This is a genomic window from Aquimarina celericrescens (genome assembly GCF_042682765.1).
GTDB classification, from domain to species: domain Bacteria; phylum Bacteroidota; class Bacteroidia; order Flavobacteriales; family Flavobacteriaceae; genus Aquimarina; species Aquimarina celericrescens.
Genome location: NZ_JBHUHY010000002.1, coordinates 455873 through 479802, shown reverse-complemented (window position 1 = coordinate 479802; position 23930 = coordinate 455873). Strand labels below are relative to the sequence as shown.

19 protein-coding genes are annotated in these 23930 nt (G+C 34.9%); 13 read left to right on the top strand and 6 right to left on the bottom strand.

From position 1 onward, the window contains the following. Positions 1-105 precede the first annotated feature (105 nt). The 4 genes from ACFSJT_RS02160 (at position 106) to ACFSJT_RS02145 (ending at position 7566) form a co-directional block, all read left to right on the top strand. Positions 106-4491, top strand: a complete 4386-nt coding sequence (locus ACFSJT_RS02160) for a translocation/assembly module TamB domain-containing protein (protein ID WP_378318557.1) — start codon at positions 106-108, stop codon at positions 4489-4491. A 97-nt stretch (positions 4492-4588) separates the two neighbouring features. Next, the gene (pfkA, locus tag ACFSJT_RS02155; protein WP_378318556.1) at positions 4589-5575 is read left to right on the top strand and encodes a 6-phosphofructokinase; all 987 of its coding nucleotides are present in this window, start codon (positions 4589-4591) and stop codon (positions 5573-5575) included. Between the two features lie 668 nt (positions 5576-6243). Continuing rightward, the gene (locus ACFSJT_RS02150; RefSeq protein ID WP_378318555.1) at positions 6244-6822 is read left to right on the top strand and encodes an RDD family protein; all 579 of its coding nucleotides are present in this window, start codon (positions 6244-6246) and stop codon (positions 6820-6822) included. 246 nt (positions 6823-7068) lie between these two features. Next, positions 7069-7566: a DinB family protein gene (locus ACFSJT_RS02145; RefSeq protein WP_378318554.1), complete on the top strand. Its 498-nt coding sequence runs from the start codon at positions 7069-7071 to the stop codon at positions 7564-7566. Between the two features lie 14 nt (positions 7567-7580). On the opposite strand, the gene ACFSJT_RS02140 is transcribed toward ACFSJT_RS02145, so the two are convergent. The 3 genes from ACFSJT_RS02140 to ACFSJT_RS02130 form a co-directional block, all read right to left on the bottom strand. After that, positions 7581-8285 (bottom strand): hypothetical protein, encoded by a 705-nt coding sequence (locus ACFSJT_RS02140; protein WP_378318553.1) that lies wholly within the window; start codon positions 8283-8285, stop codon positions 7581-7583. 137 nt (positions 8286-8422) lie between these two features. Continuing rightward, positions 8423-8809, bottom strand: coding sequence for a RidA family protein (locus ACFSJT_RS02135; RefSeq protein ID WP_378318552.1), 387 nt, complete (start codon positions 8807-8809; stop codon positions 8423-8425). A gap of 48 nt (positions 8810-8857) precedes the next feature. Continuing rightward, positions 8858-11641: a putative LPS assembly protein LptD gene (locus ACFSJT_RS02130; RefSeq protein ID WP_378318551.1), complete on the bottom strand. Its 2784-nt coding sequence runs from the start codon at positions 11639-11641 to the stop codon at positions 8858-8860. A 202-nt stretch (positions 11642-11843) separates the two neighbouring features. On the opposite strand from ACFSJT_RS02130, the gene ACFSJT_RS02125 reads away from it, so the two are divergent. The 9 genes from ACFSJT_RS02125 to ACFSJT_RS02085 all read left to right on the top strand — a co-directional run bounded on the left by ACFSJT_RS02125 (position 11844) and on the right by ACFSJT_RS02085 (position 21868). Beyond that, complete coding sequence (locus tag ACFSJT_RS02125; protein WP_378318550.1) at positions 11844-12968, top strand: N-acetylmuramoyl-L-alanine amidase family protein; 1125 nt, start codon at positions 11844-11846, stop codon at positions 12966-12968. 87 nt (positions 12969-13055) lie between these two features. After that, a complete protein-coding gene (locus tag ACFSJT_RS02120; protein WP_378318549.1) occupies positions 13056-14006 on the top strand; it encodes an MlaD family protein in 951 nt (316 codons plus the stop codon). 5 nt (positions 14007-14011) lie between these two features. Beyond that, entirely contained in the window at positions 14012-15331 is a 1320-nt protein-coding gene (locus ACFSJT_RS02115) for a 4Fe-4S dicluster domain-containing protein (protein WP_378318548.1), read from the top strand. 63 nt (positions 15332-15394) lie between these two features. Further along, positions 15395-15841, top strand: a complete 447-nt coding sequence (locus tag ACFSJT_RS02110) for an LNS2 domain-containing protein (RefSeq protein ID WP_378318547.1) — start codon at positions 15395-15397, stop codon at positions 15839-15841. Positions 15842-15894: 53 nt separating this feature from the next. Beyond that, positions 15895-16686: a (Fe-S)-binding protein gene (locus ACFSJT_RS02105; RefSeq protein WP_378318546.1), complete on the top strand. Its 792-nt coding sequence runs from the start codon at positions 15895-15897 to the stop codon at positions 16684-16686. 120 nt (positions 16687-16806) lie between these two features. Beyond that, a complete protein-coding gene (locus ACFSJT_RS02100; protein ID WP_378318545.1) occupies positions 16807-17292 on the top strand; it encodes an ABC transporter ATPase in 486 nt (161 codons plus the stop codon). Positions 17293-17299: 7 nt separating this feature from the next. After that, positions 17300-20224: a glycoside hydrolase family 3 N-terminal domain-containing protein gene (locus ACFSJT_RS02095; protein WP_378318544.1), complete on the top strand. Its 2925-nt coding sequence runs from the start codon at positions 17300-17302 to the stop codon at positions 20222-20224. 41 nt (positions 20225-20265) lie between these two features. Then, entirely contained in the window at positions 20266-21168 is a 903-nt protein-coding gene (locus ACFSJT_RS02090) for an aldo/keto reductase (protein ID WP_378318543.1), read from the top strand. A gap of 247 nt (positions 21169-21415) precedes the next feature. Further along, the gene (locus ACFSJT_RS02085; RefSeq protein WP_378318542.1) at positions 21416-21868 is read left to right on the top strand and encodes a hypothetical protein; all 453 of its coding nucleotides are present in this window, start codon (positions 21416-21418) and stop codon (positions 21866-21868) included. An 8-nt stretch (positions 21869-21876) separates the two neighbouring features. Here ACFSJT_RS02085 and ACFSJT_RS02080 read toward each other — a convergent pair whose 3' ends face one another. From ACFSJT_RS02080 to ACFSJT_RS02070, 3 genes are read right to left on the bottom strand one after another with little or no spacing between them, the layout of a single operon-like run. Next, entirely contained in the window at positions 21877-22413 is a 537-nt protein-coding gene (locus ACFSJT_RS02080; RefSeq protein ID WP_378318541.1) for an RsmD family RNA methyltransferase, read from the bottom strand. A gap of 1 nt (position 22414) precedes the next feature. Further along, positions 22415-23242: a DUF3822 family protein gene (locus ACFSJT_RS02075; protein ID WP_378318540.1), complete on the bottom strand. Its 828-nt coding sequence runs from the start codon at positions 23240-23242 to the stop codon at positions 22415-22417. Further along, a complete protein-coding gene (locus tag ACFSJT_RS02070) occupies positions 23223-23867 on the bottom strand; it encodes a hypothetical protein (RefSeq protein ID WP_378318539.1) in 645 nt (214 codons plus the stop codon). The genes ACFSJT_RS02075 and ACFSJT_RS02070 overlap by 20 nt, the downstream gene beginning before the upstream one ends. Positions 23868-23930 lie beyond the last annotated feature (63 nt).

The following is a 23930-nucleotide window of genomic DNA, read 5'->3' as shown; positions in this document are numbered from 1 at the left end:
ATTGTTAATATTGTCTGCAAAGTTAAAACAATAAAACGTATCAAAAAATTAAGGAAAATATTGTTAAGGATATTTCTTGTCCTTTTATCACTTTCTGCATTTATAATGGTCACATTTTCTATACCTGATGTACAAACTTTTCTTGGTAAAAAAGTGACGGGTTATTTAAATTCAGAATATGGAGTTGATATAAATATTGATCGTATTGGTTTGACTTATGCAGGAAGCATAAGGCTTAAAGAAGTTTTTGTAAAAGATCACCATGAGGATACATTACTATATGCGACCAGTATTAGAACTTCAATAGGCAGTATGAACGACGTACTTGATAACAGACCAGAGCTAGGTGATGTTTCTATCAAAGATCTTACTTTCAAAATGAAAGTCTATAAGAATGAAACCAGTGATAATCTTATGACGTTTATTCGTAAGTTCGACAACGACAATGCTACTCCTTCTGGCCAAAGGTTTCTTCTCACAACAGAACAAATATTTATTAATAATGGACGATATAGTTTCATAAACGAAAATTTAAATAACCCAAACGTTATTCAGTATTCTAATATCCTGCTTGATGCAGAAAATTTAATGGTCGATGGTCCCGATGTCTATGTAAATATTAACAGCTTGGGATTTGATGATAAAAGAGGCTTAAAAGTTTCTAAGTTGCAAACTTGTTTTTCTGTTAAGCCCGAAGAAATGAATTTTCAGGAATTGAGTATTGAAACACCTGATTCTAAGGTAGAAGGTGATATACGATTTTCTTATGAAGTAGATGGGCTAAGTGATTTTGAAAACAAAGTTAACATTACTGCAATTTTTAACCGAGCTGTAATATCAACGAATGATTTGATTCCCTTTTATAAAGAATTTGGTAAAAATCAGCAGTTCAAAATACGAAATACTTCTATAAATGGTATTCTTAATGACTTCAAAGTGGTTAATGCAAATATATATGGTCTTGATAGAACTTCAATAAAGGGAGAGATTAGAATCCAGAACGCAGTTGCTGATGCTTCAAAGTTTAGATTAGATGGCGATTTTGATAACCTAACCACCAATTATTATGATCTGATTAACCTCTTGCCAATGGTTTTGGGCGATGCTTTACCAAAGCCATTATATCAATTTGGTAGTGTAATGGCCATAGGCAATGCGACAGTAACTACCAAAGCTGTAGATTTAGATATGGATTTCTTCTCTCAATTAGGAAAATTAAATGCGTTTGTCTTATTAGAGAATCTGGACGACCTAACCAAATCTACATATAATGGAAATGTTATTTCCAGTAATTTTAACCTGGGTCAATTATTGGGACAAGAATCAATAGGAAATTCAGCTTTTGATATTCATGTAGACGGTAGTGGTTTTACGTTAGAAAGTTTAAATACTAAGATCGAGGGAGATATAAATAAATTAGAGGTTAATGGTTATGCCTATAACAACATGAAGGCATTAGGAAATCTCAAAGACCGTGTATTCGATGGTGATTTAAGCTCTCGTGATCCAAATGCCAGGTTCACTTTTAAGGGTGTGGCAGATCTGTCTGAAGAAATTAATAATTATGATTTTGTAGCTAATGTAGACCACCTAGATCTTAATAAACTAAACATTTTCACCAGAGATAGCGTTTCAATTCTCAATGGTGATGTGTATATGGATATGAAGGGTACTGGTATAAACGACGCCTTTGGAACAATTTCATTTGCAAAAACATTGTATACCAATCAAAATGCTGGATACTATTTTGAAGATTTTGACATTACTTCTAGTTTTGATGACGATAGAGTGCGAACTGTTACCATTAATAGTCCAGACATTGTAGAAGGAAGCGTTAAAGGAATTTTTAGAGTTGAAAATGTCTATGATCTTTTTAGGAATTCTATAGGTAGTTTATATACCAATTTTGAAGCTACCGAAATTACAGACGATGAGTTTATGGAGTTTAATTTTAGCATTTATAATAAAATTGTAGATGTATTCTTTCCCGAAATTCAATTTGAACCTAAAACATTCATTAGAGGAAGGGTAGAAAGTAATGAATCAGAATTTAAACTTACATTCAAATCTCCATCAATCACAGCCTTTGGAAACTATTTTGAAGACATTGATATTCAAGTAGATAATAAAAACCCCCTTTTTAATACGTATGTGGCTATTGATAGTATAGATACAAACTTTTATGATGCTTCAGAGTTTAGTTTGATTAATGTGACCTTAAAAGATACCTTATTTATGCGTTCAGAATTTAAAGGTGGAAAAAATAATGTAGATAACTTCAACCTTGAGTTTTATCATACGATTAATGAAGAAAATAATTCGGTCATAGGATTGAGAAAATCAGATTTCACCTATAAAGGCTATACCTGGTATGCAAATCGTGAAAAAAATAAGGATGAGAATAAGGTAATTTTTGATAACGATTTCAATAATATAGATATACAATCTGTGATTCTTACTTATCAGGATGAAGAGATAAAAATCAATGGGGTAACCCGAGGAGAGAATTATAAGAATATCAAAGCGACTTTTGATCAGGTGGATCTCCATAAAATTACACCCAGAATAGATAGCTTAAATTTTGAGGGTACAGTAAACGGTGAGCTGGCTATACTACAGGAAAAGGGCTCTTATTTTCCTAACTCTACTATTGAAGTAGAGGGCCTGGCCATAAATCAGACAGCATTAGGAACATTAAAACTCGATGTAGCCGGTAACGCAGATCTTACTGAATATAACGTAAACACGCGACTTATCAATAATGAAGGGCAACGCACACTATCGGCAATAGGTGCGATCAACGTTTCAGAAAGTAATTCGTCAATAGATGTTGATTTGGATTTTGATAAGTTCGATATTTCAGAGTTTAGTGCGTTAGGAGGAGTCGTCATCTCAAATATGAGAGGGTTCGTTTCAGGTGAGGCTAAAGTTTCTGGAGATTATAAAAATCCTTCAATTGATGGGTATCTGAATTTAAATCAGGTCGGACTTACCTTCCCATACCTGAATGTCGACTTAAATTTTGAAAATAACTCAAGAGTTGTATTGAATAAGCAGCGGTTCAAATTTGATAACATTAATATAAGGGATACCAAATATAATACCGAAGGTATTCTTAAAGGATATATTGCCCATCGTCGTTTTTCTAAATGGGATATGGGATTAGAGATTCTTGCTAATGAACGACTACTGGTTCTTGATACCGAAGAAGATGAAGAATCTTTGTATTACGGTACTGGATTTATAAGTGGCGAGGCTAGAATAACAGGCCCTACCGATGAATTGGTGATCGATGTTAATGCGACCACCGAAGAAGGAACAGTTTTTAAAATTCCGCTAAACGAAACAGAATCTATAGGAGACAATTCATATATCCATTTCTTAAGTCCCGAAGAAAAGAAAGCCCGATTAGAAGGAAAAGAGATTGAATTAGAGGATATAAAAGGACTTGAACTTAATTTCGAACTGGATGTAAATGATAATGCCGAAGTAGAAATTGTAATTGATAAAAATACAGGAAGTACATTAAAAGGTCGTGGGGCGGGTACGTTGCTTATCGAAATCAATACCAATGGTAAATTTAACATGTGGGGGGATTTTGTGGCGTATGAAGGAAGTTATAATTTTAGATACGGAGCCTTTGTAGAAAAAATATTTACAGTGCGGGATGGGGGAACTATTAACTGGGACGGAAGCCCAACTAGAGCGGTATTAGACCTTAGCGCTGTGTATAAAACCGAAGCAAACCCTGCAATATTACTCGAAAGTGCTTCTATTAATCGCGAAATCCCTGTAGAAGTAGTCGTAGACCTTCGAGGACAACTTATACAACCAGACATTAATTTTAACATTGAGTTTCCCAACCTAAGTTCAGTAGTAAAAAGTGAATTAGATTACAGACTTAGTGATCAATCAAATATGGAATTACAGGCATTGTCCCTAGTGTCTTCTGGGCAGTTTTATAATGGATCACTTAATACCGGTGCAATAACCGGAGGTTTGGTCGCAGAGCGTGCATCGAGTCTGTTTAATGGAATATTTTCTGATGAGGATGATAAATTTCAGGTGGGATTAAATTATGTACAAGGAGTTCGAACGCTGGATCAGGAAAATAACGATCAATTTGGTCTTACACTTTCTACACAGATCAATAATCGCATTTTGATTAACGGTCGGGTAGGAGTGCCCGTTGGGGGAGTAAACGAATCTGCTGTAGTTGGTGATGTTGAGGTAGAGTATCTTTTTAATGAAGACGGCACGCTACGCGGAAAGATTTTTAACCGCCAAGATGAAATACAGTTTATTGGTACCGCCAATCAAGGATATGAGCAAGGAGTGGGACTCTCATATTCTGTAGATTTTGATAATTTCAATGAACTTTATGCCAAAATTTTCAAAAGCAAAAAAGTTAAAGATTCGATCATAAAACCTAAGGATACAGTTAAAATTGAACCCCCGGATTTTATTAACTTTACAGAAAAGAATAAGTAACTTTCGAGTACTTTTCTTTACCATTCAAATTCACACTTTTGATGTCGGCAATATATGATTTATAAAACATTAATAACCAACTAAACAACAATACTACATGGCAAAAGAGATCAGAACTATTGGCGTAATGACTTCAGGGGGAGACTCTCCTGGGATGAACGCTGCTATTCGTGCGGTAGCTAGAGCTTGTGCTTACTATAATGTAAAATGTATAGGATTTTATAGAGGGTTTCAAGGAATGATCGAAGGCGATCATTGCGTCCTAAATGCTCGTAGTGTGCGCAATATTATAAGTAGTGGAGGCACCATTCTCAAATCTGCCAGATCAGAAGAATTTAGAACCCCGGCGGGAAGAAAAAAAGCGGCCAGGCATCTCAAAGAATTAGACGTTGATGCTATGGTATTGATTGGTGGTGACGGAACCTTCAGGGGCGGACAAATTTTTAGTGAAGAACATGATATTTCGGTGATTGGGGTACCTGGCACAATCGATAACGATATTGCCGGTACTAATTATACCATAGGATATGATACTGCATTAAATACAGTCATTGATGCCATTGATAAAATACGGGATACAGCAAGTTCGCATGATCGCTTATTTTTTATTGAAGTAATGGGTCGTGATTCTGGCTTTATCGCACTGAATACCGGAGTTGGAGCCGGGGCCGAAGAAATTCTGATCCCAGAAGAAGATATGGGACTCGACCGATTGTTGGAATCATTGAAACGCAGTAAACGATCGGGAAAATCCTCAAGTATCGTAGTCGTAAGCGAAGGAGATAAAATCGGTAAAAATGTATTCGAATTGGCAGATTACGTTACAGAAAACCTACCCGATTATGATGTAAGAGTTACCGTGTTGGGACATGTTCAACGTGGCGGTTCTCCCACTTGTTTTGATAGAACTTTAGCAAGTCGATTATGTGTAAAAGCCGTTGAATTATTATTGGATGGCGAAAAAAATGTCATGGTGGGATTACTCAATAATGAAATAAGAATGACAAGTTTTGAAGAGGGATTAAAAGAAGATTATGGAATTAATAAGGAACTCCTTCGTATCTCTGATATACTTTCAACGTAAATAGGTAGTTAGCACTTAGTATTGAGTAGTTAGAATATTGAATATAATCAAAATGCATCAGTTCGAGTGTCCCAATGATAATCGGGATGTATCGAGAACCTGATTTTGATTATGCTGTTCTTGGAAAAACAATTCCGGGCTTCGGGAGCCTCAGCCCTCGGTACTGATTCGAACCCTGAGCTAGCGTAGTCGAAGTGTACCGTCACGCAAACAAACACTAGAAAAACCTATCAATACCCTCCTTGAGGGGGGTTAGGGAGGTGTTTTTTTGCAATTATAAATTTTTATTAACAATTTTCATCGAACTTTTTTCGAGCAATAGTAAGACTTAAGCCCTCCTAAACAGGGGAAAAATCCCCTGCACCTCTTACGGAAATCCGTACACCCTTTTCAAATTAATTACTTAGATTCGTGATCTCTCACGCAAAACTCTCTTTACAAGAGGCCTTTATCATTTTATAGCATAAGTATTGTTTTTAATGAATTTATGTGCTGCTATTCCAAATATTGTAAGACTTTGATTAAATCCAGTAAGTTGAATTTATAATTTGTACGCCAACGATAAAGTAAAAAGCTATAGCTCATGTGTCTGCACCAACAAAAAATAAAAAATAAGTAACCAACTCAATTCATACTACACGGACAACCAGTAAAATAAACTAACCATCATGAACAGACAAGAACAACTACAATTTTGCAAAATCTGCAAAAATCAAAAGTTTGATATGAAACAAGGGATCATCTGTGGCCTTAGAAATGCCATAGCCGATTTTGAGGAGACTTGTCCCTCGTTTGACGAAGATGTAGCGCTAAAAGAAAAAGCAACAGCAGCTGCAGCTACGCGTGCAATTTATAATAACGAGGTAAGCAAGGGAAAACGATTTGCTAATCGTTTAATTGATTATATATTTATCTTAGTTTTTGGTGTTGTGATTGGTGTGTTATGGGCATTGGTATCTCCTGATACTGTATCTGCCCTAGAGCAAGGAGGACGATTAATGGATTATGTGTTTGGGATGATTATTGGTATGATTTATTATACATTGTTTGAGATGATCACAGGTAGAACCTTGGGTAAATTAATCACAGGGACCAAGGTGGTTGATGAAGAGGGTAATACTCCTGATGCTACTAGAATCCTACTACGTAGCTTATGTCGTTATATACCTTTTGATGCATTCTCGTTTTTGGGAGACGGTCCGGGATGGCACGATACCTTATCAAAGACGAGGGTAGTAAAGGCATGATATAACGTGAGTTTGATATAATTTAAATTTAAAATCTGTATTAAACAGTTATTAATAAGTATATGGTGTTTCCTCTCCCTCTGGGAGAAGGAACTTATCAAGTTTATAAAAAAACAGATGATCAATAAATATTATACCGGACTCAAGTTACTGTAGTGCATTTCTCCTATTTTTAAGAAATCGACAACAAGTTGGTGAGCTGGATTGTGGTATCTTTAAAGTAAACAATCTTTAAAACCATAAATCATGCAAATCATACCGTTATTAGTAAAAGAATTAGATGACGAAGTAGCAACCTTACGAAAATTTTTAGAGTTGGTACCAGGTGATAAATTCAGATGGAAACCAGACAAAAAAAGTATGTCGATGCAATTACTGGCAGTTCATCTAGCCGAAATACCTGGATGGATCGATACTGCACTCACCACCAACGAACTTGATTTTGCCAAAACTCCGTATGAACCAACCCCGGTAAAAAGTACCAAAGAGCTGTTGGATCTGTTGGAGGAAACGTACAAGAAAGGTAAAACAAGGCTGAACAATGCCCATGAAGATGATTTACTACCCAACTGGACGATGCGTAGTGGGGATCAAGTGTATTGGGTATTTACAAAATACGAAGTAATACGGCATGCGTTGGGACAAATCATTCACCACAGAGCACAGTTGGGAGTGTATTTCAGGTTATTAGATATTGCTGTTCCTCCTTCTTTTGGCCCTACCGCAGATGACCAAATGGAGTAGGTTCTTGGATATCTCTAATTTCTTAAAATCCTAGCATCCACAATTTCGGTAAGATCGGTTTTTACTTCGTAGTACATTTTAAATACTCCATCAATGCGATCGGCATCAGTAATGCCTGGAAATCTTTGGTAAGTGGTTCCGGTTCCTGGTGGCCAGGCTACAGATTCTACCTGTATGACTATATTTTGATTTTTGATACCAATCTCTTGTATATTAAAACCATTGGTCTTACCATCATTTTTTTTGGCTATGATATACGTGGCTTTTTGGATCTTGCCTGTATCAGGATTTAACTTGGCGATAATTGATACTTTGGGTCCGCCGCCATTACCATAATTTCGTTGATATACGTTAGAGAAAGCCCCATCTTCTACCGCTTCGGTGGTAATGTAAGTAAGATTATTACTACCACCCACTACAGTAAATACCACCCAGGGCGTATTATTACTATCAATCAAGATCATCTTGGCTCTTCCGTCTACCTCAGATTTTTCATGTTCGATATACCATACCGTTTCGCCAGCAGGATTTTTCTTTCGTATAAAAGGATCTTGATTAATAGAGGAAACTTGGTTAAAACCTACTTCATAAGTATTGCCATTGCTATCTGTAGCAGTGGTAGTATTGGTAAAAACTATGTTTTCGAGATTGGGGTCTTCGTTACCACCATTTCTATCGCCATCAGAGTCGTCTGAAGAACAGCCTAGGGTAAAGATCAATATTGAGCATAAAAAAATCGATCTTCTCAGGTAGCAAAAAGATCGATTAATGTGTGGGTTAAACTCCATTTTACTAGTAGGTTTAGTAGCTTACTAACGAAAAAATGATGTTTTTATTTTGAGTGTGTATGTTGAATTTAGACCTGATTAACTGCAATGACCGAGATTTCTACATTAACTAATTTTGGTAAAGCGACCACCGCCACAGTCTCTCTGGCAGGGGCGGTATCTTCATTAAAATAAGCGCCATAAACTTCATTTACCTGGGCAAAGTTGTTCATGTTGTTAAGAAAAATAGTGGTTTTAATTACATTCTCAAAGGTCATTCCGACTTCGTCAAGGATCGCTTTTAGATTTTGCATTACCTGCTCGGTTTCAGTTTTGATATCATCAAGTACTAATTCTCCTGTTTCAGGATTCATAGCAATTTGTCCAGAAGTATATAATGTATTTCCGTTTAGGATAGCCTGGTTATAGGGGCCAATTGGAGCAGGAGCTTTGGAAGTTGTAATAATTTTTTTCATGTGTTGCTATATTTAGTTCATAATTTTACCTCAAACCTTTACCCTATTTTACAGTTGTCTATCGGGTTCACGTCTCTTATCCCATTTAATATCACTAAGTGCAGAGGATTTAATACCTATAAAGAAATTCCATGAAGTACGTTCGCTAAACGGTATCCAGTTAAAGTTCATGGTCCAGCTCTCAAGATCCCGCTGGAACCTGAGGTTGGTAAAAGTAAATCCTGGATTTGCAAAGTCATATCCCGAAGAGACTCCGACCGACCAACGCGGAGCAATTTCAACATCACCAGAAAACTGAAGCGAATGCGAGGATATCGTATTTTCCCTGGAATTATTGCTGTAATTTATATTGTAGGCGAGCCGTAATGTCCATGGTATTTTATAATTATAATCCTTGGTATCGGGGTCTATTTCTTTACTTCGGTCTCTGTCAAAGGATCGATCTTCACCAAAATCGGTTACACCACCGAAAAGATCATCGGCCCGACCACCATTTCGAAGATTTTGATTTTTTAAAGGATCTTCAATTGCTTTGCCCTTTTCAAAATCTGCACTAGAAAATGAATATCCGAAGTTAGCACTGGCTCTGGTAAGTCTAAAAAGACTTCCGCCGTTTTCGATGTTCCATACATCAATCTTTCGATTATTATTATCCAAAGCATAGGGGTCCAATTGAGCACTAAAGTTAATATCCAACTTATTTTGAATAATAGGAATATTTCCAGTGACCGAGATCGGACTTAATTTCAGAGAGTCTCCGGCTATATTGTATGCAGTACTAAAATTCAGGTTGTTTAACAAAACTACTTTTTTGGCTTCTGTGGCTGTAGTATCTTTATCTTTTACCTTCATCTCGAGGTTATTACTTAATGAAAAACCAATACTGCTTGAGAAAACATTGCTTGGGGGCCCAAAAAAACCACCTTCAAACCTTGAATATTCAAACTCTGATTCATTGATCTCGGTATCAGGATCATCTGGCTGCGGATTTTCAAAACGTTCGTAGTATTGATCAAAAGCAGGGTTGATGCTATAACTTACCGAGGGGCGCATTGTATGTCTAATAGCTTGTATTTTTTTACCCTTCTTAAAATTAAAAGTTCCATAGATAGTAGTTCCCAAACTAGCAGAAAAATTATAGGTACGAAAAGCATCAAAACCTTGAATGGTATCTCTTACTACTGCACCCGCACCGTTGTTGGCCTCGGGGTCATAGTCTTGTTTAATGGTCTCAAAAACCCAGTTTTCCTGATAATTGGTACCTGCAGTAGCACTTATATATTTAAAAATCTTAAAATTCGTACTTACAGGAATAGAATGTTGCATTCCTAATGTGGCTCCTTCAAACATTTCTGCGGAAAAAATATCATCATCGGTAGTGACAATTCTATTTTCTCCTCTAAAATTGTATTGTGTATTAATATTCTGAATAATTCCTTTTTTTACACCAACCTTAGGAGCAAACGGAAAAACTCTAGAGACACTGGCATTCATGTTTGGCAATGACATATTTACGATACCTGTATTCGTATTAGAATTATGTGTAGCAGCCAGGTTAATATTTACTTGCGGATCACCGGGAATTGTTTTTGAATACGATATAGAAGAACTGATCTGGTTATTTAAGAAGTTACCAGTATTTAATTGGTTTGTAGATTGCTGAAAAAAATCGCTACTACCAAAATTCACCGAAGCAGAAAAACGAGAATTAGGGCTAGCTTTTGCATCCTGACTATGCGTCCATTGAATATTATAGGTTGTAGTTCTTGAAAAATCTGGAAACCCTCGTTCACTTTGCAAATTATTCTCGAACCTAAACCTTAAGTTACCTCTAAATTTATATCGTAACGCATAGGCAGATTCTATAGCAAAGGTATAACTTCCATTAGTGTAGTAGTCTCCCAGCAGTGTTAGATCTACATAATCACTAATTGCAAAATAATATCCTCCGTTTTGTAGAAAATATCCTCTGTTGTTTTCTTCTCCTGGATTGGGAATTATAAACCCTGAAGTTCTATCTTCTGAAAGCGGAAAATAGCCAAAAGGTAATCCTAAAGGAGTAGGGACATCTGCAATAAACATATTGACTAATCCTGTTACAATTTTCTTTTTAGGTACAAATTTTATACGCCTTGCGTAGAAGTAATATTCGGGATCCTCGATATTTTCTGAGGTGGTAAATTTTACATTCCGCATATAAATAACAGAATCATTTTCACGCTTCGAGATTTCGTTTTTAATCTTAAATCCGTTTTGTTCTGTTCTGGAGTTGTAAATCAGGGCCTTTTCGGTATCAAAGTTAAAACGAATAGAATCGGGCTCTACCACATTTTGCGCTTGTTTAAATATTGGTGTTTGGGTATACTTGCCCAAAGAATCTTTTATACCATAGGCATATACCTCACTTTTTTCATTATCTACTACAATAAAGCCGGCATTGATTTGCATATCCCCGTAAATAATTTCGGCTTCATTATAAAGATACATTTTGTTCTCTTTACGGCTTAATCGCATGTAATCGGTAGCCTTATAGTCCACTTTATCGGTCAAAAACTGTGGCTCGGGAGCTAACGTATCTTTTTTGGTGGTATCCTGAGCTTTTTCGCTTATAAGTTCTTCAGGATTAAGAGTAACTGCTTTTGTAGAATCTATTGCAATAGATTCTTTTTGGGCAGGAATAGGTACCTCTGTAGTCTTATTTGTTTCTTGTGCCGTAATTTGACAAATACAAAAAAGTGAAAAACTTAGTGAATAAAGTATGTATCGTACCGTTGTTTGCAATGGTTTATATCCTATTTTTGTATAACTATGGCTTAGTTTTTGAAGTGCCAAAATTACATATATTTTTAAAGCTTAGATTGTAATTGATAAAAAAATAAAAAATTATGTCATAAGTACATTCCCAAAAGCGTTTAAACATAGAGGGGATAGAATTATTTTTATGAATCATAACCTTATACGTTTTAAGATCTATTATTAAAAACTGAAATATGAATACAATGTTTCAGGGATACCATAAAATTATTTTTAATTAATGAAACGAAATATAGCATATAGTATTTTTCTTGGAGGTTTAATTTTTGTCCTTTCCGCATTTCAATTGCCTGATGCTTTACAGGGTGAAAAGAAGTTTGTGGTGGTTTTGGATGCAGGACATGGTGGGCACGATCCTGGAAATAGAGGAAATGGATATAAGGAAAAAGAAATTTCTTTGAATGTTGTTTTGGCTATTGGTGCAGAATTGGAAAAAGATCCAAGGTTTGAAGTTGTTTATACGCGAAAAACTGATGAATTTATAGAATTGCATGAAAGAGGAAAAATTGCCAATAAGGCAAATGCAGATCTTTTTGTTTCTGTGCATTGTAATTCGCACCGTTCTCAAGCGCATGGTACCGAAACATTTGTTTTGGGATTACACGCTAATAATGAGAATTTTAATGTAGCCAAGAATGAGAACTCGGTAATTCTGTTAGAGGATAATTATGAGGCTAATTATGATGGTTTTGATCCTAATTCTCCAGAGTCTATTATAGGACTCACTTTAATGCAAGAAGAATACCTTGATCAAAGTCTAACACTAGCCAGTTTTGTACAAAATCGATTTAAAAAGACGTTAGAAAGAAAGAGTAGAGGAGTAAAACAGGCTGGTTTTGTAGTGCTACATCAAACGTATATGCCAAGTGTTCTTATCGAACTTGGTTTTCTAACTAATCATAGTGAAGGGAAATACTTAAATTCTAAAAAGGGACAAGAGAATATGGCAAAATCAATAACAACTTCTATAATTGACTATAAAGAAAGCCTTGATGCCATATATTATGTACCAAAACAAGAGACTAGTGAGCTGGTAAATACTACTGCTCAAATGAAAGGAGATAAAGTCTATGAAGATGTAACATTTAAAGTGCAAATTGCTGCAGGTTCTACAGATATAGAACTTGAACCATTTAATTTTAATGGTTTAGATCAGTTATCGAAGATGAAAACAGGTGATTTGTATAAATATTACTTTGGAAGTACTTCAAACTATACATTGATCCAAGAACTTAGAGAAATTGCTGTTGGTAAAGGGTTTGACTCCAGTTTTGTTGTAGCTTTTCGCAATAATGAATCAATTCCGTTAGCAGAAGCACTAAAAGCCAATACATCTTCTAACTAATCTTAATAAATACTAAGAATTCCTTAAAAAATAATCAGGGGAAATCTATTTTTTATTCTAAATTTGTGACCTAAAATTAAATCTATTTTGAAAATTACTCGAGAAGTCAAAACCGGAATATTAGCTGTTTGTGCTATAGCACTTTTAATTTTTGGATATAGTTTTTTAAAAGGGAAAAATCTTCTTGAGAATGATAGAACGTTATACGCGGTCTATAAAAATGTAGAAGGACTTATTCCTTCATCACCCGTAACGATCAACGGTTTGGTTGTTGGACAAGTGGTAGCCATCCGTTTTGCCGATACCGAAGGTAATTTGGTAGTAGAGTTTAATGTTGATAGTGATTTTGCTTTTTCAAAAAATAGTGAGGCAAAGGTATACGGTGGGGGATTGATAGGAGGCAAGTCTCTTGCTATCATTCCTGAATATGAACAAGGGCTTGAAGCCAAAGATGGTGATACCTTACCAGGTAGATTAGAACCTGGTTTGCTTGAGTTGGTAAATGATAAACTTGCTCCCTTGCAGGCCAAGCTCGAAGCTGCTATAACAGATGCAGATACCTTGTTAACCTCGGTTAATAATATTTTGAATGTAGATAGTCAAAATAATCTAAATTCTATTTTTAAAGATTTAAGCGTTAGTGTTAAACAATTTAAGGGAACATCGATCAGACTTAATAATTTATTAGCTAATAACGAAGAAAAACTTAGTAATGCCTTCTCGAATGCTGATGAGATCTCTACAAAACTTAATAAAGTATCAGATTCTCTTTCTCAGATTAACATAAAACAAATTGGAAAGGAGCTAGAAGTTGTTTTGGCTAATTTTGAAAAGATTTCAATAGACTTGAATGCAGGAAAAGGAACCGCAGGAAAGTTGCTTAAAGATGAAAAATTATATGATAATTTAGAAAGTACAAGTAAGCAACTAGAACTACTACTTCAGGATTTAAGATTAAATCCGAAACGGTATGTTCACCTTTCAGTTTTTGGAAGAAAAAATAAACCTTACGAAAAACCCACAGACTCGATAAATTAAAAACTATGCAATATATACCTAATATCTTATTTGTAATTGCCCTTGTGGCTGGGATTGGATATTTTACCAGGAACATCCGAAAAGTGATCCGTAATATTCGTCTTGGTAAAGATGTTGATCGATCAGATAACAAAGGTGAACGATTTAAGAATATGGCTATGATTGCTTTTGGACAGTCCAAAATGGTAAGAAGGCCCATAGCTGGAGTATTGCATGTTATCGTATATCTGGGTTTTATTATTATTAATATCGAAGTCTTAGAAATTATAATAGATGGGATTTTTGGTACGCATAGGATTTTTGGATTTCTAGGAGGATTCTATAATTTCCTAATTGCATCTTTTGAGATTCTGGCGTTGTTAGTTTTGGTGAGTGTGATAATATTTTGGATTCGTCGAAATGTAATTAACATAAGACGTTTTAAAACTCTTAAGGGTTGGCCAAAAAATGATGGAAATATTATCTTGTATTTTGAAGTTGTGCTTATGACTTTGTTCTTAACGATGAATGCAGCTGATTTACAATTGCAAGAACTAGGAGCGGATCACTATATCAAAGCAGGATCTTATCCTGTTAGCCAATTTATATCACCCCTTTTTAATGGGATGTCAGAAGGAAGCCTGGTACTTTTGGAAAGAGGAGCCTGGTGGCTTCATATATTGGGGATACTCGTATTTTTAAATTACTTATACTTTTCAAAACATTTGCATATTCTTTTGGCATTTCCAAATACGTATTATGGTGATTTAAAACCTCAAGGAGAGTTTGATAATTTAGAGGCTGTAACCAATGAAGTAAAGTTAATGATGGATCCCAGTGCAGATCCTTTTGCAACGCCTGCTGGTGACGAACCAGAAGGAGAACCAGAGAAGTTTGGGGCCTCTGATGTGATGGATCTTAACTGGGCACAACTCCTTAACGCATATACCTGTACGGAATGTGGCCGTTGCACGAGTGAATGCCCGGCCAACCAAACTGGGAAAAAGCTATCTCCACGAAAAATTATGATGGATACCCGCGATCGTCTAAAAGAAGTGGGTGATAATATTGATAAGAATGGAAGTTTTGTAGATGACGGAAAGCAATTATTAAACGATTATATCACAGCAGAAGAGTTATGGGCGTGCACAAGTTGTAATGCATGCGTAGAGGCATGTCCTGTGAGTATTAGTCCTTTATCAATTATTATCGATATGAGAAGATATCTGGTAATGGAGCAAAGCGCCGCACCATCTGATCTAAATAATATGATGTCTAATATTGAAAATAATGGCGCGCCATGGCCATTTAATCAAATGGATAGATTAAACTGGAGTAACGAGTAACCACACCTAATAACCAAAAAGTTAACCAAGTAAAACCATTAAAATTAAGAGAAAGTAAACGTTATGAAGAAGGAAGAAGTAGAAAAATTATTGCATGACAAAGTAGAAGCAGGAGAACACATAAGTCCAGTACTACCAGAGGGTATTAAAAACTATCTCATTGATATCGATGGAACCATCACAGAAGATGTACCTAATGAAGAACCAGAGCGAATGGTAACTTGTGAGCCATTTCCTGATGCCTTAGTTACACTAAATAAATGGTTTGATGAAGGACATGTTATTTGTTTTTTTACATCAAGAACAGAAGATCATAGAGAAGTAACTGAAAAATGGTTAAATAAGCATGGTTTTAAATATCATAGCTTACTAATGGGAAAACCACGAGGCGGAAATTATCACTGGATCGATAATCATTTAGTAAAAGCAACCCGTTACACAGGTAAATTTACCGAGCTAGTAGAAAGGGTGGTTACCATCGAGGTTTTTGACGATGGAAAACATGATTAATTAAAGGTGGAGTGTTTCCTGAAATTATAAAATAAGAATATAAAGTATTACGTATGAGTGAAACTGTAAAGGTGCCAACTATGGCAGAGTATATGGCTGAAGGCAAGAAACCAGAAGTTTTATTTTGGGTAGGTTGCGCCGGTAGTTTTGATGATAGAGCCAAAAAAATCACCAAGGCCTTTGTAAAATTACTCCATAATGCTCGTGTTGACTTTGCTGTATTGGGTACAGAAGAAAGTTGTACAGGGGATCCTGCAAAAAGAGCAGGTAATGAGTTTTTATTTCAAATGCAGGCAGTTACCAATATAGAGGTAATGAATGCATATGAAATAAAAAAGGTGGTCACTGCTTGCCCTCATTGTTTTAATACTTTAAAAAATGAATACCCTTCTTTAGGAGGTGATTACGAAGTAATGCATCATACGCAATTTCTTAAGTCTCTTCTTGATGAAGGCAGACTTACCGTTGAAGGAGGAAAGTTTAAAGGAAAACGAATTACATTTCATGATCCCTGTTATCTTGGTAGGGCAAATAATATATATGAAGCACCCAGAGACCTGCTCAAGAAACTAGAAGTAGAACTTATTGAAATGAAACGCTGCAAGCGTAATGGCTTGTGTTGTGGGGCAGGGGGAGCACAGATGTTTAAAGAACCAGAACCCGGCAATAAAGATGTAAACATCGAGCGGACTGAAGATGCTCTGGAAACAAAACCAGATATTATTGCTGCCGGATGCCCATTTTGTAATACAATGATGACAGATGGAGTGAAAAATAAAGAGAAAGAAGATAGTATCGAAGTAATGGACGTTGCAGAACTTATCGCAAATGCACAAGATTTATAGATTATTTTCTTAGGCTTACACAATTTTAAAAGAGTTAATATGTTGTTCATATTAACTCTTTTTTATAGAAGTATATAGTAATAGTTTTTGTTACATTAGTAGCACATAAAAAAAAAGCTGATGTTGGTAGATTTTAATGACCTCCCAGAAACATCCAGAGTATGGATTTATCAAGCAAATAGGTCATTTTCCCTGGAAGAATTAGAGGAGATTAAACAAAAATTAAAAGGATTCATTACTCAATGGACAGCGCATGGTGCTGATCTTAAGGCGGGATATGAGATTAAATATAAAAGATTTATAACCATTGGTTTAGATCAGGGGCTTAATGCGGCATCTGGATGTTCAATCGACGCTTCCGTCCATTTTATTCAAGAATTAGAGCAAGCTTACAATGTTGATCTAATGGACAAAATGAATGTATCTTTTAAGCAAGGAGAGTTTGTAGCATATAAAACTCTTGCCGATTTTAAAAAGATGGCAAAAAATAGATCAGTATCCCCAAATACTATCGTTTTCAATAACCTGGTGACTAACATTGCTGAATATCGAACCAATTGGGAAGTGCCAGCAAAAGACAGTTGGCACAACCGTTTTTTAAACTAAAATTTTCGTGTGGCATTTTATTAAAAAGTACATTTCTTTTATAATTTTATTAATAACCTCTGTAATCTATCCACAGCAAGAGAGCCCCTTATTTACAGAGGACCAGGAAGCCCAAAAACGTTGGGTGGATAGTGTCTATAATACGATGACATTAAAAGAGAAAGTAGGTCAATTGTTTATGGTTGATATACTCTCTTCAAAACCTAAAAAAGATACAGACAAAATAAAAAAATTAATCCAGGAGTATCATATTGGAGGTGTTATCTTTTCTAAAGGTGGCCCTAATAGACAGGCGAAATTAAATAATGAATATCAATCGCTTTCCAAAATACCCTTGTTGATAGGAATGGATGCAGAATGGGGCTTGGCGATGCGATTAGATTCTACACAAGCATTTCCATGGAATATGACATTGGGAGCTATTCAGAATAATGATTTAATTGAAGAAACCGGAAGACAAATAGCTAGGCATTGCAGGCGATTGGGAGTGCATATTAATTTTGCCCCTGTTGTTGATATCAATACAAACCCAAAAAATCCAATTATAGGTAACCGATCTTTTGGAGAAGATAAAGAAGAAGTTACCCAAAAGTCTTTGGCTTTTATGAAAGGCATGCAAAAAGAAGGGGTTATTGCAACTGCAAAACACTTTCCTGGGCATGGTGATACCGATAGTGATTCTCATAAAACCCTACCCACCATTGATTTTGATGCCAAAAGAATTGATAGTGTAGAATTATTTCCTTATCGAAAACTTATTGATGAAGGCCTTTCCAGTGTTATGGTGGCGCATCTTAATATCCCAAGTTTAGAATCTAGATATGGATATCCTTCTTCGATCTCTAAAAATGTTGTCACCACATTATTACAAGATAGTCTGAAGTTTAAAGGGTTGATTTTCACCGATGCCTTAAATATGAATGGGGCTTCAGGTTTTAAGGATCCGGGTGATATTGATTTGGCAGCATTTTTAGCAGGTAATGATATTTTATTGATTTCTGAAGATGTACCACTTGCCTCACAAAAGATTATTTCTGCATATTATTCGAAAATAATTACAGAAGAACGTTTGGCGCATTCTGTAAGGAAGATTTTACTTGCAAAGTATAAGGTAGGACTAAATAAGTATCAGCCAGTTGAAACGGCATATCTATATGAAGAATTAAATAGTGTTAAAAATGAAGTCTTGCATCATGAATTGGTAGAGAACTCATTAACCATAATAAAAAATGCCAGGGCTACATTACCGATAAAGAACTTAGACCTGAAAAAAGTTGCTTATGTATCTCTGGGAGATGATTCTGGAGAAGCTTTTTACGAACAACTGAACAAGTATACCAAGGTTGATTGGATTAAAGCCGGTCAGCTTAGTGATATGATGGAGCAGCTACGTAATTATAATTATATAGTAATAGGATTTCATAAGTCTAATACTTCACCCTGGGCAACCTATAAGTTTACCGATAAAGAATTAGTTTGGTTATATGAGATCGCCAGGCTCAATACTACTGTACTCAATATTTTTGCACGCCCTTACGCGGCATTAGATATGCTTTCTACCACAAATTTTGAAGGAATTGTAATGGCATATCAAAATAGTAGTGTAGCACAAGAGAAAGCAGCTCAACTTCTTTTTGGTGCGATAGAAGCAAAAGGAAAGTTGCCAGTGAGCGTAGGAGAAGAATTCCCGGTAGGAACAGGAATCGAAACAAGATCACTAAAACGATTAACATATGGGTTACCAGAGAGTGTTGGTGTTAATTCTTATAGGCTTAGTAGAATTGATTCTATCGTTAATCGCGCATTAGAAGAAAAAATGACACCTGGTTTGCAGTTAATTATTGCCAGAAAAGGAAAAGTTATTTTTAATAAAAACTACGGTTATCATACTTATAATAAACTTCGCAAAGTAAAGGGTTCAGATATTTATGACCTTGCATCACTTACAAAAATACTGGCTACATTGCCGCTTACTATTGAATTAAAAGATAAAGGACTTATTTCTTTAGACTCTAGAGTAGGCGAACTCCTACCGTCGTTTAACGATTCTAACAAAAAAGATATCACTGTTAGGTCTATGTTGTCACATTATGCCAGATTGAGAGCATGGATTCCGTTTTATTTGAAAACATTAGACACCATAACTCAAAAACCAGATAAGAAATATTATCGCAATAGATTTTCGGAAGACTTTAATATAGAAGTAACAAATAATCTTTACTTGCGAAGCGATATGAAGGATTCTTTAATGCAGCGAATAAAGGACAGTGAATTGCGAACAAAATTGCGTTATAAATACAGTGATTTGCCATATTATCTTTTAAAAACATATATAGAAGATCACTATGGTAATACTTTAAATGATCTTACACAACAACATTTTTATAGACCTTTGGGAGCAACTAACACCACGTTTCTACCTTTAAAAAGATTCAAGAAGAAACGAATAGTACCCACAGAGAATGATCAGGTTTTTAGAAAAGAGATTATACACGGGTATGTGCACGATCAGGGAGCTGCTATGTTCGGAGGAATAGGAGGGCACGCCGGCTTGTTTTCCAATGCAAATGATGTTGCTAAAATAATGCAGATGTATCTCAACGGTGGATATTATGGTGGGAAGCAATATTTCAAAAGTCAAACTCTCGAAGAATTTAATACATGCTACTATTGTGATAAAGATGTACGAAGAGGAGTGGGGTTTGATAAACCCCAATTGGGAGATATTGGTCCTACATGTGGTTGCATATCGATGACCAGTTTTGGTCATAGTGGCTTTACAGGGACTTTTACCTGGGCAGATCCAGAAGAGGAAATCATTTATGTTTTCTTAAGTAATCGTACGTTTCCTGATTCTGCAAATCGAAAATTGATCGCTAATGATATACGATCAGAAATACAAAGGGTGATCTATGAAGCCATTGATTATTGATTACATAATGTCTCTGAGGATACTTTAAAAGTTTGAATAATATGAAAGTTGAATTTTCTAAAAATGGTCCTGTTTTTTCTCGTATCGTAGCAGGATGCATGAATTGGGGAGCATGGGGAGCCAATCTATCTGTGGATCAAACCCAAAAACTTATTGAAGATTGTATAGAAATCGATGTGACAACATTTGACCATGCCGATATTTATGGCCACTATACTACAGAAGAACTATTTGGTCATGCAATAAAAGGTAATACCGCATTTCGTGATAAAATGCAATTAGTGACAAAGTGTGGTATTAAGTTGACAACACCAAATCGCCCTAAAAATCGAATAAAATCATATGATACTTCGGCTAGTTATATTATTGAATCGGTTGAAAGGTCATTGACCAATTTACAAACTGATTATATTGATCTTCTTTTACTGCACAGACCTAGTCCGCTAATGAATCCAGAAGAAATTGCTGACGCTTTTACAAAATTAAAAGACCAGGGGAAAGCATTAAGTTTTGGAGTTTCTAATTTTACTCAATCACAGTTTGACATGCTTAATGATTTAATTTCTTTAGAGACAAATCAGATTGAAATATCCCCATTATATTTAAAACCTTTTACTGATGGTACTTTAGATCAATGTATAAAAAATGGTATTAAACCAATGGGGTATTCCACATTGGCTGGAGGTAAGTTTTTTGCAAAAGAACCAGAGGATAGTGTAGTACAAATTATTAAAGTTGCTGGTCAGTTAGCTCAAAAGTATAAGGTGACTATAGATCAAGTACTCATTTCCTGGATCGTAAAACATCCTTCTGGAATTTATCCCATAATAGGATCAACAAAAATTAGTAGAATTCAAGCTGCAAAAGAGGCCTTAGCTATTGAAATCACAGATGAAGAATGGTTTATGATTTGGGAAGCATCTACAGGAAGGGAAGTGGCTTAGAAATTTTATAAGAAACCAGAAATACTATATTATATATTTGATTTTGATGATTTTAACTTTGATTTTTTATGGGTTTCCATCAAAATATTAGTGTTAAATTACTTGTAAATTGTATTAGTAATATAGTTTTTGTTTATATTTAAACTTTCGGACTCTTAAACGTATATGCAGTTTTGTTGAAAATTGTTAACCGTAAACCAAGTAAACCTCGCACAAAAAACATCCCTAATCTTAATCCCCCTGACCAATGAATAAGTATAAATTAACACTTTTCGGATTGGTATTGTCTATTTTTATTTATTTCTCCTCAATCCTATTAGAATTAGACTTGTTTGAAAAATTTATGGACTTTCTAGCCAGTGTTGAACAATTTGAAGTCGACGAAATGATAATTCCTTTTTTGATTTTCGTAGTATTTCTTTTTATTGATACGTTTAGAAATAACAAAAAAGTCGAAATGGAAAGCGCAAAACTTAATATCTATAAAGCAATGCTTTCGTCTAGCCATCATATTTTAAATAATTTTATTTATCAAATGGATATCTTTAAACTCACAGCTGAAGATACACCAGGTTTTGACGCCAAAGTATTAGCTTTTTATGAGGATATCATAAGTAACGCCTCTGAACAGATTTATTCTTTAAGTAATCTAACTACTATAGACGAGTTTTCTATTCGAACTTCGGTAATGAGTGAATAGGACAGTTTTTATTTTTTGAAAAAACTGAATACAGAACCTCCATATTTTCGGGAATTATCAAAAAATGGTACTTCTTCTAGCGAGGTGTATTTTGAATGTTCGATTATTAGAATACCCTTTTCGTATAGTAATTCTTTTTCAAAAACTAATGTTGCTATTCTTGAAAATTGTTCATTGGTAAAGTCATAAGGAGGATCTGCAAAGATTATATCAGCTTTACGATTTACTTTTTCTAGGTAACTATAAACATCGCTTTTTATAGTTTCTATAGGGAAATCATATTCATGTGTCGTCTTTTTTATATATCCCAAACAGGCATAATGAGAATCTACTGCAGTTATATTTGTTGTGCCCCGGGAAGCAAATTCGTAACTTATATTCCCAGTTCCAGAAAAAAGGTCAATTACTGATATCTTTGAAAAATTATAATGATTGTTTAAAATATTAAATAATCCTTCTTTGGCCATATCTGTGGTTGGGCGAACTGGTAATTTTTTTGGAGCAGTAAGTCTTTTTCCTTTATGTTTTCCCGAAATAATACGCATGTCAAAAATGGCTTAATAGTACAAAATGTTGATGTGGTTCTATAGGATCAATAGTTGATGGTAACTTATATTCTTGCCCATTGTGATGACCAAAGTCTACATTTCGAATATATTTATGGGCAATAGTGTAATATTCACTATCTTTTTGAATATCTCCCAAAAATGTGAGTGTAAAGTCTTCCGGGTTTAGTTGTAATTGTTCAGTTGTGAACATGAGGTAATATAAAAAATCTTCCTTACTTTCATGATTAAAAGAATTGGCTAAAATCAATTTTCCTCTATTTATGATGATCAGATCAAAGGATTTTTCGTTCATGTTGGCAAAAACAGTTACATTGTCGCTATTCTTTTCTTGTGAGAGTAATGAGCTTATTAAGATAGTACTTGTATGCTTGTAAGTGAATGATCCAAAAGTTTCAAAAAAGAAATTATTTATGTTAGTAAGCGGAATGTATACAGTCACTATTTCATGCTGATCCAGTTCATCGTATGCAATAAAATCATTTTCAAGTAATTTGATATTGTATTTCAAATAATCAGTCAGAAGATTTTTATCAAATAAAGCCTTTGGAACAATTGTATATAAGTTATTTTGATGGATAACTTCAATGGTTTTAAAACTTCCCTTTAAGGCTGGGTTTCTATCAAAAGTATGCTTGATTTTATTAAGTACCTGTTCTGGTGTAAGTTGTATTCCAAAATTATCTTGCTCGATAGCATTTATGTGTTTATGGTCATCTATAGTGCAAAAAGAAAGTCCATTCAAGCTAACTTGAATGGACAATGTATGTAATACGTTATCTATATTATTATTGGTCGTTTGCTCCATAAGTTCTTGGCCAGTTACCAGAAGTCATTACTTCAGTCATTGAACCTACCGAAAGAAACGGTCCATTCACTCCATCAACAGATACTACCTCTTTTTCCTGAGCCAATAAATCTTTGTCCAAATCATGTAAAAGTATGTCTTTAGCTACTTTTGCCTCAAAAACAGGAATTCTAAGGTCATTTTTATTAATAAAACCGGCATTCATTTCGAAAGTAGCGTCAATACCTTCAACGGGTACTTTCATCATGCTTTTATGACTACCTGCTTTGAAAAGGGAATCTTTAACTGAAGCATACCCTAAGGTATCAACTACAACCGTATCTTTTGGTTCGTCGATTCTCAATATTTTATTATATCTTATGAAACTAGAATCTCTTCTTTGAGTAAGAGTAAACTGAGCGGTGTCTATAAATGTGATTAATTTTTCAGCATCTTTTTCAAATCTTCCAGTTATTGATCTATAAGCTAATTGGGCTTTACGGATATCCCTTAGATTTTCAACAGCTTGAGCATATCGAGCTTGTTTTATTTTATTGAATTTCACAGGACCGTTAACAGAATTGAATACTAAGTATCCTAAAAAACCTATAACTACCCACAGAACTAATTGAATAACAATTTTCATTTTATGATTTAGCTTTAAACATTAGTGTATACGCAAATCTACAATTTTTTTTTAATCGTAAAA

Bases quoted from the DNA above. Each gene is read 5' to 3' on its own strand.
- ACFSJT_RS02160 (WP_378318557.1), top strand. From the start codon at position 106: ATGGTCACATTTTCTATACCTGATGTACAAACTTTTCTTGGTAAAAAA.
- pfkA (WP_378318556.1), top strand. From the start codon at position 4,589: ATGGCAAAAGAGATCAGAACTATTGGCGTAATGACTTCAGGGGGAGAC.
- ACFSJT_RS02150 (WP_378318555.1), top strand. From the start codon at position 6,244: ATGAACAGACAAGAACAACTACAATTTTGCAAAATCTGCAAAAATCAA.
- ACFSJT_RS02145 (WP_378318554.1), top strand. From the start codon at position 7,069: ATGCAAATCATACCGTTATTAGTAAAAGAATTAGATGACGAAGTAGCA.
- ACFSJT_RS02135 (WP_378318552.1), bottom strand. From the start codon at position 8,809: ATGAAAAAAATTATTACAACTTCCAAAGCTCCTGCTCCAATTGGCCCC.
- ACFSJT_RS02125 (WP_378318550.1), top strand. From the start codon at position 11,844: ATGAAACGAAATATAGCATATAGTATTTTTCTTGGAGGTTTAATTTTT.
- ACFSJT_RS02115 (WP_378318548.1), top strand. From the start codon at position 14,012: ATGCAATATATACCTAATATCTTATTTGTAATTGCCCTTGTGGCTGGG.
- ACFSJT_RS02110 (WP_378318547.1), top strand. From the start codon at position 15,395: ATGAAGAAGGAAGAAGTAGAAAAATTATTGCATGACAAAGTAGAAGCA.
- ACFSJT_RS02105 (WP_378318546.1), top strand. From the start codon at position 15,895: ATGAGTGAAACTGTAAAGGTGCCAACTATGGCAGAGTATATGGCTGAA.
- ACFSJT_RS02100 (WP_378318545.1), top strand. From the start codon at position 16,807: ATGTTGGTAGATTTTAATGACCTCCCAGAAACATCCAGAGTATGGATT.
- ACFSJT_RS02090 (WP_378318543.1), top strand. From the start codon at position 20,266: ATGAAAGTTGAATTTTCTAAAAATGGTCCTGTTTTTTCTCGTATCGTA.
- ACFSJT_RS02085 (WP_378318542.1), top strand. From the start codon at position 21,416: ATGAATAAGTATAAATTAACACTTTTCGGATTGGTATTGTCTATTTTT.
- ACFSJT_RS02080 (WP_378318541.1), bottom strand. From the start codon at position 22,413: ATGCGTATTATTTCGGGAAAACATAAAGGAAAAAGACTTACTGCTCCA.
- ACFSJT_RS02075 (WP_378318540.1), bottom strand. From the start codon at position 23,242: ATGGAGCAAACGACCAATAATAATATAGATAACGTATTACATACATTG.
- ACFSJT_RS02070 (WP_378318539.1), bottom strand. From the start codon at position 23,867: ATGAAAATTGTTATTCAATTAGTTCTGTGGGTAGTTATAGGTTTTTTA.